At 40.1% G+C, this 14,652-nt stretch carries 15 protein-coding genes; 10 read left to right on the forward strand and 5 right to left on the reverse strand.

Annotated elements, in window-relative coordinates:
• The first annotated feature begins 453 nt into the window (after positions 1-453).
• The 3 genes from OCV27_RS07105 (at position 454) to btuD (ending at position 3,315) form a co-directional block, all read left to right on the forward strand.
• Complete coding sequence (locus OCV27_RS07105) at positions 454-1,482, forward strand: succinylglutamate desuccinylase (RefSeq protein ID WP_125323319.1); 1,029 nt, start codon at positions 454-456, stop codon at positions 1,480-1,482.
• Positions 1,483-1,583: 101 nt separating this feature from the next.
• Complete coding sequence (gene btuC, locus OCV27_RS07110) at positions 1,584-2,579, forward strand: vitamin B12 ABC transporter permease BtuC (RefSeq protein ID WP_125323318.1); 996 nt, start codon at positions 1,584-1,586, stop codon at positions 2,577-2,579.
• Positions 2,566-3,315, forward strand: coding sequence for a vitamin B12 ABC transporter ATP-binding protein BtuD (gene btuD / locus OCV27_RS07115; RefSeq protein ID WP_125323317.1), 750 nt, complete (start codon positions 2,566-2,568; stop codon positions 3,313-3,315). The genes btuC and btuD overlap by 14 nt, the downstream gene beginning before the upstream one ends.
• Before the next feature lie 70 nt (positions 3,316-3,385).
• Here btuD and OCV27_RS07120 read toward each other — a convergent pair whose 3' ends face one another.
• The gene (locus tag OCV27_RS07120) at positions 3,386-3,961 is read right to left on the reverse strand and encodes a nucleoside triphosphate pyrophosphohydrolase family protein (protein WP_125323316.1); all 576 of its coding nucleotides are present in this window, start codon (positions 3,959-3,961) and stop codon (positions 3,386-3,388) included.
• A gap of 177 nt (positions 3,962-4,138) precedes the next feature.
• Between OCV27_RS07120 and OCV27_RS07125 the strand changes: the two genes are divergently transcribed.
• On the forward strand, positions 4,139-5,182 hold the full coding sequence (locus OCV27_RS07125) for a sensor domain-containing diguanylate cyclase (RefSeq protein ID WP_125323315.1): 1,044 nt from the start codon (positions 4,139-4,141) through the stop codon (positions 5,180-5,182).
• Between the two features lie 62 nt (positions 5,183-5,244).
• Here OCV27_RS07125 and OCV27_RS07130 read toward each other — a convergent pair whose 3' ends face one another.
• Positions 5,245-5,781, reverse strand: a complete 537-nt coding sequence (locus OCV27_RS07130) for a DUF1415 domain-containing protein (RefSeq protein WP_125323320.1) — start codon at positions 5,779-5,781, stop codon at positions 5,245-5,247.
• Between the two features lie 58 nt (positions 5,782-5,839).
• Positions 5,840-7,054, reverse strand: a complete 1,215-nt coding sequence (locus tag OCV27_RS07135; RefSeq protein WP_125323195.1) for an MFS transporter — start codon at positions 7,052-7,054, stop codon at positions 5,840-5,842.
• Positions 7,055-7,169: 115 nt separating this feature from the next.
• On the opposite strand from OCV27_RS07135, the gene OCV27_RS07140 reads away from it, so the two are divergent.
• From OCV27_RS07140 to OCV27_RS07150, 3 genes are all read left to right on the forward strand, one after another.
• Complete coding sequence (locus tag OCV27_RS07140; RefSeq protein WP_125323194.1) at positions 7,170-8,039, forward strand: LysR family transcriptional regulator; 870 nt, start codon at positions 7,170-7,172, stop codon at positions 8,037-8,039.
• 128 nt (positions 8,040-8,167) lie between these two features.
• Positions 8,168-9,382 carry an ABC transporter substrate-binding protein gene (locus OCV27_RS07145; protein ID WP_125323193.1) on the forward strand — a complete coding sequence of 405 codons (1,215 nt, stop codon included), beginning with the start codon at positions 8,168-8,170 and terminating at the stop codon, positions 9,380-9,382.
• Between the two features lie 47 nt (positions 9,383-9,429).
• Positions 9,430-11,841 (forward strand): PAS domain-containing hybrid sensor histidine kinase/response regulator, encoded by a 2,412-nt coding sequence (locus tag OCV27_RS07150; protein ID WP_245986868.1) that lies wholly within the window; start codon positions 9,430-9,432, stop codon positions 11,839-11,841.
• Between the two features lie 4 nt (positions 11,842-11,845).
• Here the strand turns inward: OCV27_RS07150 and OCV27_RS07155 are convergent, their stop codons facing one another.
• Positions 11,846-12,073: a glutaredoxin family protein gene (locus OCV27_RS07155; protein ID WP_125323191.1), complete on the reverse strand. Its 228-nt coding sequence runs from the start codon at positions 12,071-12,073 to the stop codon at positions 11,846-11,848.
• A gap of 108 nt (positions 12,074-12,181) precedes the next feature.
• Between OCV27_RS07155 and OCV27_RS07160 the strand changes: the two genes are divergently transcribed.
• Both OCV27_RS07160 and OCV27_RS07165 read left to right on the forward strand, forming a co-directional pair.
• Positions 12,182-12,685, forward strand: a complete 504-nt coding sequence (locus OCV27_RS07160; protein WP_125323190.1) for a M48 metallopeptidase family protein — start codon at positions 12,182-12,184, stop codon at positions 12,683-12,685.
• A 93-nt stretch (positions 12,686-12,778) separates the two neighbouring features.
• Positions 12,779-12,973, forward strand: a complete 195-nt coding sequence (locus tag OCV27_RS07165) for a hypothetical protein (RefSeq protein ID WP_125323189.1) — start codon at positions 12,779-12,781, stop codon at positions 12,971-12,973.
• A 4-nt stretch (positions 12,974-12,977) separates the two neighbouring features.
• On the opposite strand, the gene pilW is transcribed toward OCV27_RS07165, so the two are convergent.
• Complete coding sequence (pilW, locus tag OCV27_RS07170) at positions 12,978-13,655, reverse strand: type IV pilus biogenesis/stability protein PilW (RefSeq protein ID WP_125323188.1); 678 nt, start codon at positions 13,653-13,655, stop codon at positions 12,978-12,980.
• A gap of 120 nt (positions 13,656-13,775) precedes the next feature.
• Here pilW and OCV27_RS07175 point away from each other — a divergent pair, with 120 nt between their 5' ends.
• Positions 13,776-14,576 carry an alpha/beta fold hydrolase gene (locus OCV27_RS07175; protein WP_125323187.1) on the forward strand — a complete coding sequence of 267 codons (801 nt, stop codon included), beginning with the start codon at positions 13,776-13,778 and terminating at the stop codon, positions 14,574-14,576.
• Positions 14,577-14,652 lie beyond the last annotated feature (76 nt).

Genomic DNA, 14,652 nt, shown 5'->3' on the forward strand with positions numbered 1-14,652 from the left:
AAAGCAGCCTTCGTGCCATCAAATTAGTCGTATTATATATTTCAACAGGTTACAACGTTACTAACTTGTATCCAATTAATAAGATAGCAAAAAATTGAATAATGACTTATGTTTTCTGTCAATTTGATTATCATAATGATAAAAGCGTCATCTTTTCGTTGTTTAAGCGAAGTTTAGATAACTTGAGTTGCCTTCAAATTAATATTCTCAATCTTGTTATGTTCAAAGTTCAATTCACTAGAAATATGATATGATTGACAATAAGCTAGTTTGCTACCTAAATTGAAAAAATTATGTATGGACAGTGAGTTTTTCTATACCTAGTTCGTTTAGAGTGTTAAAGCTAAATTTTATAGATAAACATGACTGTTCTCTTTAATAACTGAGATCATGTCAACATACTTTAATTACACAATTTATTAACATGCTCGCTGTGCAATAAAGGAGTAGCGCATGACGAAAACCCTCTTTCGCCAATCTTTTCTTTTTGACAGCCTAGATATAGAACAACCTATGTTAGCCGGTGAAATGACCGTTGCTAATGGGACCCTATTTAAGCTTCATGAGCGTGGAATTTTGGAAATCATTCCGTCTAAATTGGATGGGAACAGCAAACATATTATCTTTTCCTCAGGTATCCATGGTAATGAAACTGCACCTATGGAGCTAATTGATAAAGTCATTTTAGATATCCAAACAGGATTTCAGCCCGTAAAAGAGCGTTTGTTATTTATTATTGCTCATCCTGAATCGACAAATGCTCATACCCGTTTTATTGAAATGAACTTAAATCGTTTATTTGACGAAAAAGAATATCAGCCAACAAAAGAATTAGTTATTGCGCAGAACCTTAAACGTGTTGTTAGCTCTTTTTATTACAATACACCGCAAGATAAACGTTGGCATTTAGACTTACACTGCGCGATTCGTTCTTCGCAACATTATACATTTGGGGTTAGCCCCAAAACACGTCATCCTGTTCGAAGTAAAGAATTGATGGATTTTTCAGCAAGTGCTCATCTAGATGCGATGATGTTTTCTAATGCGCCGTCTAGTACATTTAGCTGGTATAGTGCCGAGAATTATGCGGCACAGGCGCTTACTGTAGAGCTAGGTAAAGTTGCTAAAATTGGAGAAAATGCTCTCGATAAACTTGCTGCATTTGAGTTGGCAACGAGAGATTTGATTGCTTCGAGTGAATCAGAACATCTACCGCGTCTCCCGGTAATGTATCGTGTAAGTCGCACTATCGTTCGACTTAATGATGATTTTGATTTTCTCTTTGACGATGACGTGGCGAATTTCACGGCGTTTAAGCATGGTGAAGTTTTTGGCCATGATGGTGATAAGCCATTGATGGCAAAAAATGAAGGTGAAGCGATTGTTTTTCCAAATCGAGATGTAGCAATTGGTCAGAGAGCAGCGCTTATGGTATGCCCAGTTAAAATACGTTTTGAAGCCGATCAACTCGTCTACGATTAATACATCTATCCAACAGATGCTTTCTATTTATGCCGCTTCAAGGTATTGTTGAGCGATTATTGTATATACTCAGCCATACTAGCTTATAAAGCTCGAACCGAATGTATTTAAGTCAACTACTTGATCGCCAACATATCCGCTGGAAGCGCTATGTTTTGGCGATCTGCTCCATTCTTATTTTTGTTTCAGCGCTTCATCTCATGGTCGGTGATATTTTTATTTCACCGTTTGCCCAATTGACGGAGATCCAAAAAAAACTTGTTATTGAATTAAGGCTACCTAGATTATTTGCTGCAATGGTCATTGGTAGTGCACTGGCGGTTTCAGGGGGAGTGCTGCAGGTGTTACTGGGCAATGTCCTTGCTGAACCTGGAGTACTGGGGGTGTCAGGTGGTGCTAGCGTTGTCATGGTAATGCTTTTATTTTTGTGGCCGACATGGGCCACACCTGTTGGTTTTATGGTTGCTGCCATTATTGGCGCTTTGCTATTTACTCTGATTTTAGTTTGTGTAGCGACAATGATGAAACTGACTACGACTCGTTTACTATTAGTGGGTTTTACTTTGGGTATCCTCACTGGGGCTATTGTGACGTGGGCATTTTATTTTAGTGATGACTTGAGTTTGAGACAACTCATGTATTGGCTAATGGGCGGTATTGGTGGTTCTAGTTGGTATCATCATGTGCTCACTTTGTTTTTGTTACCAGTTTTGGCTTGGATATGTTTAAAAGGTCGAGTGCTCGATAAACTAATGATGGGTGAACAGCATGCCAAGCAGCTTGGTGTGGATGTGAATTCAATTCGATGGAAACTGATTGTTGCCGTTTCTATTTTAGTTGGTGGTGCCGTTGCATTAGGTGGGGTGATTGGCTTTGTCGGTTTAATTGTTCCACATATAGTTAGGTTAACTTTGGGGGCAGGAAATCGTTACCTATTACCTGTATCTGCGTTAATGGGAGCTACTTTAGTTGTGTGCGCAGATATTATCGCCCGAATCACATTAGACTCAGCAGAGCTTCCACTGGGTGTGGTAACTACTAGTATAGGAGCTCCAATTTTTATTTGGATGCTAATAAAACATCATGATTCGCGTTGATAACTTATCTTTAGGCTCACGATTACTACCGCTGTCTTTTAGTCTTGATAGGGGTGAAGTACTGCATGTAATAGGACCAAATGGAAGTGGGAAAAGCACTTTACTGACATCTGTTGCTGGCTTGCTAGATTTTGAAGGTGATGTGATAATTGATGATTTAAATGTAGGTGCAAGTTCACTTGAAGTATTGGCAATGAATCGAGCATTTTTAAGCCAAAGCGATCAGCCTGCGTTTAATCTCGATGTTTTTTTTTACTTATCGTTGTCTCTCCCGCAGCAGAAATTAACCGCTGACGCAGAGCAAGCATTGAAAGAGTTAACAGAGCTGCTTGAAATTGCAGATAAACTTCATCGTTCAATACACCAATTGTCTGGTGGAGAATGGCAAAGGGTGAGGCTGTGCGCGATATGTTTGCAGATTTGGCCATCGCTCAACCCTAACGCTCAACTGCTTATTTTAGATGAGCCCGCCGCGTCATTAGATATAGGACAAGAAGTCTTTTTATATCGGTTAATTCGTAAGGTAGCAGATATGGGAATTTCGGTGATTATGTCCAATCATGATTTGAACCGAACACTCAAATATGCTGATAATGCTTTGCTGTTAGATAATGGGGTGATGCAGTCCTATGGTTCAGTAAAAAAGGTCTGCGTTGCTGAAGAATTGTCTCGGGTATTTAAAACCAGTGTTGAAAAAGTTCAGGTCAATGAGCAGCCTGTGTTGATTTTTAACTAGGTTAAAAATGTGGCTTTGGCCACCTCAGAGATATCTTGTAATGATGAAACTAAGGTGGTTAAAAAGCTGTTTATCCTATAATAGGAGAGAGATCTGCGGGACGATAGTAAACAGATTTAAGTACCTTACCTTGGCGTATGGTTTTCGCTTCAGAGATAAAGTCTTCAGCACATTTTGCAATAATGTAACCACCTTTCTGGACAGCCATGAGCTTGATGCCTTGTTTGGCGTAATGGGCTTCTGTATCTGTATACTGTTGTTCACTACGGCATACTTTACTCATATTACTTGAATGTACTTCATCCCAACATGATATAAAGTCAATACCTCTGTTTACTGCAACATTCAATAGTAAGTCGATGAGATAGGTAATAGAGAGATTTGATTCTAGCGTTTGATCACCCAAGTGTACCAAACGGCCCATTAGCACATATACGCTATCGACAATGGCATCGGCCTGTTCAGTTTTATTATCTGCTTCAGCAAGCTCTGTCAGTTCTTCTATTGCTAAAGAGGTATGCAATGTGTCGGCTTTAGTATCTAACGTTTCAGGATCAGCAACGGGCAAATCAAACGTGGTGCGAAACTCGGTAATATCGCGGTAAAGGTGGTCGAAAACTTCTTGAGTGAGCTTAGATAAGAACATGAATAAAACCAGAATTCGATAATAGTTGCCCTATACTACCAAAGCCAATGTCTAGGTTCTATTACAGCAACAAAATAAATAGCGCATGAGCCCTCGAAGATTATAGACATATGCTAATCTATTGATAATGACATTAATATTTTTTATGTGTCTAATGACATCTGAATAGGAAATGAGATGGTTGCAACAAGCGAAACAGTGATACGTCGTTTATATCAGATCACTAATGATTATCAGAAAGGCTTTGACATACAAATCACTCAACTGATTATGCTGGGTTTAGAGCGCTTCAACCTTGATATTGGTATTTTGTCACGTGTAGAGAAAGATGTTTATACTGTGCTGTATTGTATTACTCCGGAGGAAGTGGAATTAAATCCCGGGGACGTATTTGATTACCGTTCAACCTATTGTCAAATCACTTGTAGCTCGTTCGGTCCAGTGGCTATTGAGCATATGGGAAAAAATGATAAATACGCCAAACATCCTGCCTACGAAGCTTTTGGACTTGAGTCATATATCGGCGTACCAATATTTATTGATGATGAGGTCTTTGGTACGCTTAATTATTCGTCCGCAAGGCCTCGTTCGAGATCTTTTGAAGATATAGACATTGATGCATTGAAGTTAATGGCTTCTTGGATTGAAGTAGAGTTGATTCGACGCAAACAAGAAGATCGCTTGCGAGAGCTTAATAGTCAACTGGAATATCAAGCTTTTCATGATGCTCTCACAGGTGTTGCAAATCGCCGTTGTATGTTTAAGACCATTGATTCGGATATTGAACGAATGCTTTTAGCAGAGGGTAAAGGATCAATAGCCGTATTAGATATTGATCACTTTAAGAAGGTCAATGACAAGTATGGTCATCAGGTAGGCGACGATGTGCTTAAAAAAACCGCTCAAGCGCTGAAGTCAAGGCTTGGAAATATGGATTTTATCGCTCGCTTTGGTGGAGAAGAGTTTGTGGTTTGGCTGCCTGAGCGTGGTGTTGATGAGCGCGAAAAAATATTTGAAAAGCTGCGTGAATCTGTATCAGAAGTGGTTTTAGATAGAGACCCAATTACTATATCTATTGGTGTTTGCCACTTTGATTTTGGCAAACGAAAGGACTTAGAGTGCAAAAGAACTGTTCTTGAGCATCTAATAGACCGTGCTGATACCGCTTTGTATGAAGCGAAGAAACAGGGACGCGATCGCGTTATAACGGTAACCAGCTAAATTAAAAGACATTAGTTTAATCTTCTTCAGTAACACTCGCTTTCGCTGTGGTCTTTTCTATTTTACTTAAACAAATACGGGAATAACTTAACCAGTTCTTTGTGAGATAGGTTTTCCACTCTTTCTATGTTTGTATCTGGAATAGACTCAGGGTTTGGGTAGTGCTTGAGCACTTTTTCCATACTGTCTTCTCGAATCAAATGAAAAACTGGGTAAGGTGAGCGATTGGTTAGATTCTCAGCATCTTGCGGAGCTGTGCCTGCGAAACAATACTCTGGATGGAAGGTGGCCAATTGGAATATACCTTGCCAATTTTGCTGTCGTATCAGTGCTTCAACCCAATCAATAAACAAATTATATTCATCAAAGTCATTAAGCATCTTAGGCACAACAACAAGTGTTGTTTCTAATTCTTCAGCTGGCTTTTGTTCTAACTCCAATAGCTGATTGAGTATGTCTTCTAATAGAGCGTGCTCATTTTCTGCATTACTGACGAATATTTTGATCAGATTATTGCGCTTTGGCTTTGCTGCAAATGGGCATAGGTTAAGACCAATGACTACGTCATTGAGCCATTGGTTGACTTGTTGAACAATCATATTATTTGTATTTATTGCTGATATTTTTTCTTTGGTAGCCAAGGATAGCAGAATCGATTCATTGCTGTAAGCGATTAAATTTGGTTAATTTAGTGCCATCTATTGAATCTTGTTTGAGTTGATAGCAAAGAACAAAAATGATTAGATAAAGTATAAAACCTCCACTCATGACAAAGAGCCATCCGCCGTGCTGCCAGCAGAAGATAAGTAAAAAGCCTCCTAGACTACCGCCAACATAGTAGTGAACGAGATACAGAGCGGTGGCAGTGGCTTTGGCATTAATAGATTTTTGGCTCACCCAAGCGTAAGCGAGTGTATGGGTAAAAAAAGCTCCAAAGCTGATTAAGCATAGCCCCAGAACCATCCAAGGCATACGATCTATATAGGCGATTAGCATTCCAATCAAACTTATTGATGTAGCTACAACTATCCCCAAAATGGGCTGGTAATGACGATTCCAAATAGAAGTCAACTTGGAGCTGATCGTTCCAGGTAAGTAACAAAAGAAAATCAGTGAAGCAAGTCCAATGGGAAGTGAGTGTGGAGCCTCTACCAAACGAAACCCCATCACTGAAAAAAGGTTAACAAATAGTGCGAAGTTAACCCCACCAATCAACATTGCCAACATGATGGTTTTATTTTTAAAGTGTTTGATCACTGCACGATTGTGAAACCGCAACATACCACGTTGAGGTAAAAAATGGCTTTGTTTGGGCAACATAGTAATAACAATCAGCGCGCCAAAGCAGGTGATTATTGCCATGGCGATCACCGCTTGCTCCCAGCCAAAGGCATCTGTAAGCGTTCCACCAATAACTCGGCCACTGATCCCGCCTAATGAATTTGCTGCAATATAACCTCCAATGGCTTGATTAAAAGCTTTTGGAGACAGCTCTTCAGCCATATAAGCAACAGCTACTGAAGCAAATGCCGCAATCGCGATTCCCATCATTGCTCTCATCACGATTAGATTGATTAAAGAAGGGGACCACAACATACCAATTGAGATGATAGGCATAGCGAACAACCCTAAGACCATGACTTGCTTGCGTCCAATGGTTTCAGATACTACTGCCCAAGGAACCAAACTGAATGAAAGCACCAGTGTTGTGGCGGCAAAGAGCCAGTTTATTTGAGTTTCTGTTACCGCGAAATGCGCAGCCATATAAGGAAGCATGGGTTGGAATAGGTAGAGGTTACAGAAAACAACAAAAGAACCAAGAGCAAGAGTGAAGATGACCCGCCGATATTCATTAGTTCTAAGCTCAATCATTTAATTAACTGCCTCACTAAAAACAACCAGTATTGTGATCAAAATATCACTCAAAACATGATTAATATAATATATTAACTATATTATATTGATAAATTTTATTTATGAGATTGTAGTGGATACCAGACATTTAAAGCATTTTGTGGCAGTGGCTGAATTGAAGCATTTTACACAGGCAGCAAGAGAGCTCCATATTGCTCAACCAGCTCTTAGTATGTCAATAAAGAAATTCGAACAGCAGTTGGGAGTAGAGCTGTTTCGTAGAGACGATCGCCATGTGTCGTTAACTAATGAAGGCAGGGTATTGTACCAACATGCCAAGCGCGTGTTGCAGCAAATTGATGATGCGAAGTTGGCTATCAATGAATTAAAAGGTCTTGAGAAAGGAGAAGTAAGACTTGGAGCACCAAGTATGATGGGCTCTTACTTTTTTCCTCAAGTGCTAATGGCTTTTAAAACACATTACCCCAACCTTAAAATTACTCTGGTTGACGCCGGTACTCGCTCCATTCGACAAATGTTGCTTGAAGGTGAATTAGATATCGGTGTTATTGATGGACAGAATGTACCAGAAGATCTTGAGACGGATTACTTATCTGAAGAGGAAATGGTGGCTGTTGTTGGATCAGAGCATGGTATTGCGAATCGAAAAGTAATAAGTTTTGAAGAGTTCTTTGATCATGAGTTGGTTATGTTCAAACCGGGTTATTTTCATCGTGACTTTTTGGAAGACAAAGCTCGGCTTCACAAACGAGATATAAAGTTTTCATTTGAAACCAATTTACTGCCATTAATTCTGAGTGTTGTAAAACATGAATTTGCAATTACCGCGCTACTAAAACTTGTTACAGATAATGAGACTGATGTTGTTGCTATACCTTTTGACACCCCAGTTTTTATTCGGCTTTCGCTTGCTTGGCGAAGAAATGGCTATTTATCAATTGCCGATAGGACTTTTATTGAATTTGTTAAACAATATGCCTAAATGAGGTCGAGATTTGGGCTGTAAATCGGCTAATTTTTATAGTTGAAAGTCAATAAATTACTGGAAAAATGGCTGTACTTTCCTAGTCTAGATATAGAAGCAAATTCTAATAAACATGGATGTAAACTATGGCTAGACTGTTTTGGACGCTATTTTTCGTGTTATCTACATCAGTTGCGCAGGCAACTAAACCAGATGTGATGAGGATCTACCTTGACGCAGACAGAACGGGGCATTTAGAGTCGGCTTTGTCGATAGAGCATGGTATTAAAGTCGCTTTTTCTCAGCATGGCGATCAAATTGCAGGGCTTCCAGTAGAATTTGTTACCACTGACCATAGAGGTAATGTGTTGAGAAGCAAAAAAAATATGCAACGTTTTTTGGAAGACAGTCAAGGGCTCGTCTATGTTGCAGGTCTGCATTCACCACCACTAATTAAATATCGAGAGTATATTAACAAGTCTAAAATATTGACTTTAGTTCCATGGGCAGCAGGCACACCAATTACACGTTATCCCGTGGCTGAAGACAACTACGTATTTAGATTATCTGTTGATGATTCTAAAGTGGGTAAAATACTAGTTAACTACGCGTTAGCGCAAGACTGTAAACAACCGCATTTATTGCTGGAAAATACAGGTTGGGGTAAATCTAATCACAAAGCTATGATGGCTGCCTTACCAGAGTCACTCCAGGATAAAGTCAAAACTAGTTGGTTTAACTGGGGCATCAAAGATGTTGATGCACGTATATTAGTCAGGGAAGCGCAATCGAGTGGTGGAGATTGTGTATTGTTGGTGGCGAATAGCCGTGAAGGCAAGCTCATTGTAGAGAGTGTCTCAGAGATTAACATTGAACTACCAATATACAGCCATTGGGGCATCACAGGTGGACAGTTTGCGCAAAATGTATCTTATGAAATAAGGGAAAAGGCCAAGCTGCGTTTTATTCAATCTTGTTTTAATTTCTACAGTTCAGAAAGTAATAGCTTTAACCAAGCGGTATTTGCAAAAGCAAAGGCAATGTTCCCTGCCTATTTTGAGGACACAAACATTAAGGCACCTGCTGGTTTTATTCATGGATATGATATTGCTAGCGTATTAATCACAGCGACAAACAACATAAAGTTAACCCAAGATCCCGAAGCCAATAGAACGGCGATAAAAGCGGCATTGGAATCTATCAGCGAACCAACTCAAGGTTTGGTTAAAAAATACCAAAAGCCTTTCTCCCCTTTTAGTGAAGATAACTTTGACGCTCATGAGGCGTTAGGCAGTGATGACTATTGTATGGCTATGTACGATGCTAAAGATGCTGTCAAACTTTTACCTAAATCTATTTAATCTTAAGGTTATTTCACACTATGTTCAGGTTTGATAAGAGAAACGGAATGCACCTATTCAGTGTGTTTCTCATTGTCGGTGCCTGTGTGTTTATGCTTGCCAGTTTTGCATTCGTTCAACACCAAGCGCGCGAGACGGCCCAAATTATTATCACTGAAAGTTTGAAAGTGAAGTTTGTCGCAATAGAACGCTACGTATTTGAATTTTTTAAGCTCCATGAACAACGGCTAGATAGAGTAACATCACATTCAGTTATTAAAGGAGGAACGTTAGAGGGCATTTCGAGCGCAGACGCTTTTACTGACCAATTAACGCAGTTAAAAGGAACAGGTGCAAGCTCTTATATTAATATTTATGATTTTTCTGGTGGGGTAATTTACCAAGAAAGAACATTGCCTAAAGTAGTTGATGAATATGTAATATCTGGTGTTGAAACGGAAGCATTAATGAAAGGCGTTTCGTACTCATTTTTTAAAACTAATGGACGCAATTTTTTACTACTGACTTCGCCTATTTTATATAATGGTTATGCAGAAGGGTTGGGCACGTACGTAACACCACTCGATGAAAGTAATTTCTTTGAAAGCCTTGGCACCGATCAGATGCATTGGTTTGGTATTGCTCAAGACCGGTTTGATTGGAACATGGAGCCACCCAATACTTGGCAGGTGGATATGTTTCCGATTGAGGGTACGGAGCTCTCTCTGCTTTATTCTGTCTCTCCTAAACTAGTGAGCAATGCTGAATCAAATCTCATTCAAAGTCTTTTGCTAGGGATGGCCATTGCGACAAGCATCTCGTTATTCGTGATGTTTATCTTTGGCAGACAGGTGTTAGTTTCACCTTTTAGAGCTCTGGCAGAATCAGAACATCAATTATACCAGCAATCTGAAGAGCTTAAAGTGAAGGAAGCGGAATCGGCGCAATTAGCAAGAGTGGTTAAATACATGCGAGATGCTGTGGTCTTTACTGATTTAGACACCAAAATCACTTGGGTTAATGGTGCCTTTGAACGCTTAACGGGTTATTCACAAGCTGAAGTGATGGGTAAGAAACCAAGTAAAATGTTGCAAGGTGAAGATACGGACAAAGAAACTACTCGTAAAATACGTGAAGCCATAGATCGCAGAGCATCAGGTTTTTTTGAGTTACTTAATTACACTAAAAATGGCCAAGCATATTGGATTGAAATTGCCTTAACACCAATATATGCAACAGATGGTGAAATTGAAGGATTTATGGCAGTAGAGCGAGATATTACTCAACGTGTAGAATTAGAATCTTCTTTAAAAATCAAAGCAGTTGAAGCTCAGGCGGCAAACATAGCAAAGTCACAATTCCTTGCTGCAATGAGCCATGAATTGAGAACACCTATGAATGGTATTTTAGGTGTAGGTGAGCTGCTGAGTAATACGTCTTTAAATACTGAGCAGCAAGATTATGCTGATACTTTAGTTGGGTCTGGTCAACATATGCTCAATGTGTTGAATGATATTCTAGATTTTTCAAAGATCGAAGCAGGCAAGTTTGAGCTAGAACTGGCTGACTTTCAGCTCAAAGATTTAGTGGACCGATTAGAAAGGTTGTATCAGCCATTATGTACCGACAAACAGCTTGAGTTTACTTGCGAATATTTTCAGCCCTGCCAAAAAGAACTTAAAGCAGATGAAACGCGTATATCGCAAATTTTGCAAAACCTGTTAAGTAATGCGGTTAAATTTACCAGTGAAGGCTCTATTGGTTTGTCAATTGAACTGCTTGAGAAAGATAATCAAGGTAAGTTGACGATACGAATTTCAGATACGGGGATTGGTATTAGCGAAGATAAACATTCAACTATTTTTGACCCTTTTTCACAAGCTGAAGCCGATACCACCAGGCGATTTGGTGGTACAGGGCTGGGGCTTTCAATCACGCGAGATTTGGTAAAAGAGATGAAGGGGACCATTGAGCTTACTAGCGTACTAGGTGAAGGAAGTCAGTTTACTATAGCTTTACCCGTGATCTTAACTGAAATGAAGAATGGGGAAGTTCAAGACAAAGTCGTATCTGAATTTGATGGAACGGGTTTAAGCGCGCTTATTGCTGAAGATACTCGCGTAAATGCATTAGTATTAGGCAAGTTTCTCGCCAACAAAGGATTTGAATATGAAGTAGTTGAAAATGGCCAGCTAGCCGTTGAGCGAGTTCAGCAACGTCACTTTGACTGTGTGCTAATGGATAACCATATGCCAGAAATGGACGGAGTTGAAGCGACTAAAGCCATTACAGATCTTGCTTTGGACGATTCGCCTATCATCATCGGCTGTACTGCTGACGCATTTGAACAAACGCGCCAGCGAATGATCTCAGAAGGCTGCGCCGAAGTGATAACAAAGCCCATCAGCTCTGCTCAACTGGATAAAGTGTTCCACGCCACATTTACCCCAAATAACACCAACTCAGCAAAACAGGCTTAGGACATTAACCTCGATACATCTTCTCAAAATTACTCTGGTTCCAGCCAATCATATAACGGTCACCAATCTTAATCACGGGAAGAGAGCGAGCGCCAATCGCATCAAGTTCTTTACGGCCGCGCTGCATTTTCGCATTTGTAAGGCGGTACTTCAGGCCTTTAGAGTCCAAGTATCGTTGTGCATCTTTACAGTGAAGGCACTTGTCTGCGACATATAGGACAAGTCGTTTCATGAGGTGTTCCTACTAATTGATTAACTGCTGAGTGTAATCAAAAGGGGATGAATGGCAAGCTTGAATCCAGTAGAATTTGGTGATTAATGGGCAAAATGAGTATAAGAAATGGATCCTGCGCTTCGGTATATACAAGGCTACCCAGAGCATATTATTGCCCCAGTGACGCAGATGTTTGAGGCTAAGCGTTTGCTAACTTGGTTTAAAAAACGCTATCCAGATAATCACCATATCAAAAGTGAGAAAGCGTTATTTGAGTACACAATGGCGATTAAAAATCGCTATATGAAGAAAACGGTGCCGCTTAGAAAAGTAACCTACGATAATAAAATACACGTGATCAACAATGCGTTAGGTTTGCACACGTATGTGGCGAAAGTGCACGGCGGAAAAATAAAATCCAACAATGAAATCAAAATTGCCAGCGTTTTTAAAAACGCGCCCGAGCCGCTGTTAAGGATGTTGGTTGTGCATGAGTTAGCCCATTTAAAAGAAAAGAAACACAACAAGGCGTTTTATCAGCTTTGCTGCCATATGGAGCCGGATTATCACCAACTTGAACTCGATGCTCGATTATTTATGATAGTGCAGCAGATAAGTGATTTGAACTAGGCGTGAATCATAGCGGCTTAAGTGCGTTTATAAAGCTATTCTGATCAATAATGCATTGGTGTCAGTGCACACGATAAAGAGGATACTAGGCTCATGGAAATCGAAATTTATCTGCCATGTGATCCTGAGTGGTTCTGTGACGCATTGCTCGTACTATTTGCAGCACTTTTTCTTATGGGGCTTATTGGTTTTGCTTTTATTGTTCGCAATGAGTACTTAAAAATTCAACGATCTTCGCAAGTGAGGAAACGTCGTAAAACGCCCTTACAGCAACGAAAAAAACAATAGGGAGCTATTTCGGCTGTGTTTTTAGCGGCAATTTTTTCTTTTCTATGTCGGCTAAAAGTGTGAGCGAAAGAGGGTGTTGACCAAATCTATGCTCAAACTGGTTAATATGAGCAAGCGCCGCATCAAAATGGCCGCGCTCTATTTCTAATTGGGCTAAGTTTAACAGGGTTTGTGGCCGATTTGGATCATGTGCCATGGCTAGGCGTAAATTGACAATTGCCTGTGAAGGCTTGCCCTCTTTTAACCAGCATAAAGCTGCGTTTTCGTAAGAATCGGCAATGCGATAATAATCGGGCTGAGTAACAGCCTTGGCAAACTGTTTTTGAGCAAGCTGATACCTTGACCGTTTGCAGAGGAAACTGCCGTAATCGTTCAGAGTTTTCCCATTGTTGGGCTCACTTCGCTGGGCATTCTCATACATCTTTTGCGCTTGTTCAAATTCTAAAACGGTTTCTAGGTAATGTGCCATCGCGAGTTGCGAGCGATAGTACTTGGGCGCATGCTCAAGTGCCATTTGAAGGTTTTTCTTGGCTTTGACCGTATTTTTTTGTTGCAGGTAACGCATACCAAGTGCAATTCTAGCATCGGCTTTAAGCCGTTGGTTTGAATCAACAGTAGGAGCATTTAAGGTGGTGACACAGGCAGTGAGGAAAACAATAGTAAAGACGATAAAAACGCGCATTCTAATTCAGTATTTTTTAGATTAGTTTGAATGTATTACGCTTAAGCTCCGGTCTCATCATTATCGACACATTTGTGCGTGTTGAATGGCAAGAATAAAAGCAACATAAGGAAACAAAGTGTGAGAAAACAGGTGGTTTGCGCGACTATTGTGAGTTTTCTGGCTGGGTTGTCTATTAAATCTTCACTGGCTTCAGAATTAGATACGAAAACTCACTATACCGATGAGGGTATTGCTTATCTTGAACTCGGTAATCCATCGAGTGATTATCGTTTGATTTTTATCCATGGCTCACCGGGCAGTAAGGAAGGGTATCAGGACTATTTGGCAGACTCTTGGCTGTTGCAGCATGCTCAATTAGTGTCTGTTGATCGAATTGGCTACGGTCAATCGCCTAATCACCTTGAAGCGAAAATTAGCCAGCAATCAACACTTCTTCAACCATTGCTTGCCAAAGACAAAATGAATATTGTGATTGGTCATTCTCTTGGTGGACCAATAGCATTGTCGTTAGCCCTTCAAATGCCTCAGTCAGTCAGTGGTTTGGTGTTTGTTGCACCTGCGTTTGATCCAGAATTAGAAACACCAAAGTGGTACAACATACTCGCTGATACCTGGTTAGTGAGCTTGTTTCTGAACCACAACTGGTCGATGTCTAATGGAGAAATGATGTCGCTTGCCGATGAATTAGCACTATTGAGTGCTAAAGATTGGCAAAGTTTAGACAACATACCAGTGACTTTGATCCATGGTGACGAAGACACTATTGCCGACCCAGACAACTCAGAGTTTGCCATGCGGCATTTAACTGGCAATTTAAAGAAATTGGTCAAAGTTGAAGGTGAAGGACATTTTATTTTGTGGAAGAACCCTACCAAGATCATTGATGAAATCAGAAAAATGATCGAAATCATACCTTAAATGTAAGAGTGAAGTGCCAAATTGAAGGTTAAATGGGGAAGTAGTAGAAGATAAGCGAGTCATTTTAGAGCTTTTT

Origin of the sequence: Vibrio pectenicida (assembly GCA_024347015.1) — a bacterium.
In the GTDB taxonomy this organism is placed as follows: domain Bacteria; phylum Pseudomonadota; class Gammaproteobacteria; order Enterobacterales; family Vibrionaceae; genus Vibrio; species Vibrio pectenicida.

Coding starts and splice junctions, on each gene's coding strand:
- btuC (WP_125323318.1), top strand. CDS start 1,584: ATGTATTTAAGTCAACTACTTGATCGCCAACATATCCGCTGGAAGCGC.
- OCV27_RS07130 (WP_125323320.1), bottom strand. CDS start 5,781: ATGATTGTTCAACAAGTCAACCAATGGCTCAATGACGTAGTCATTGGT.
- btuD (WP_125323317.1), top strand. CDS start 2,566: ATGATTCGCGTTGATAACTTATCTTTAGGCTCACGATTACTACCGCTG.
- OCV27_RS07150 (WP_245986868.1), top strand. CDS start 9,430: ATGCACCTATTCAGTGTGTTTCTCATTGTCGGTGCCTGTGTGTTTATG.
- OCV27_RS07135 (WP_125323195.1), bottom strand. CDS start 7,054: ATGATTGAGCTTAGAACTAATGAATATCGGCGGGTCATCTTCACTCTT.
- OCV27_RS07120 (WP_125323316.1), bottom strand. CDS start 3,961: ATGTTCTTATCTAAGCTCACTCAAGAAGTTTTCGACCACCTTTACCGC.
- OCV27_RS07160 (WP_125323190.1), top strand. CDS start 12,182: ATGGATCCTGCGCTTCGGTATATACAAGGCTACCCAGAGCATATTATT.
- OCV27_RS07155 (WP_125323191.1), bottom strand. CDS start 12,073: ATGAAACGACTTGTCCTATATGTCGCAGACAAGTGCCTTCACTGTAAA.
- OCV27_RS07145 (WP_125323193.1), top strand. CDS start 8,168: ATGGCTAGACTGTTTTGGACGCTATTTTTCGTGTTATCTACATCAGTT.
- OCV27_RS07165 (WP_125323189.1), top strand. CDS start 12,779: ATGGAAATCGAAATTTATCTGCCATGTGATCCTGAGTGGTTCTGTGAC.
- OCV27_RS07105 (WP_125323319.1), top strand. CDS start 454: ATGACGAAAACCCTCTTTCGCCAATCTTTTCTTTTTGACAGCCTAGAT.
- OCV27_RS07125 (WP_125323315.1), top strand. CDS start 4,139: ATGGTTGCAACAAGCGAAACAGTGATACGTCGTTTATATCAGATCACT.
- pilW (WP_125323188.1), bottom strand. CDS start 13,655: ATGCGCGTTTTTATCGTCTTTACTATTGTTTTCCTCACTGCCTGTGTC.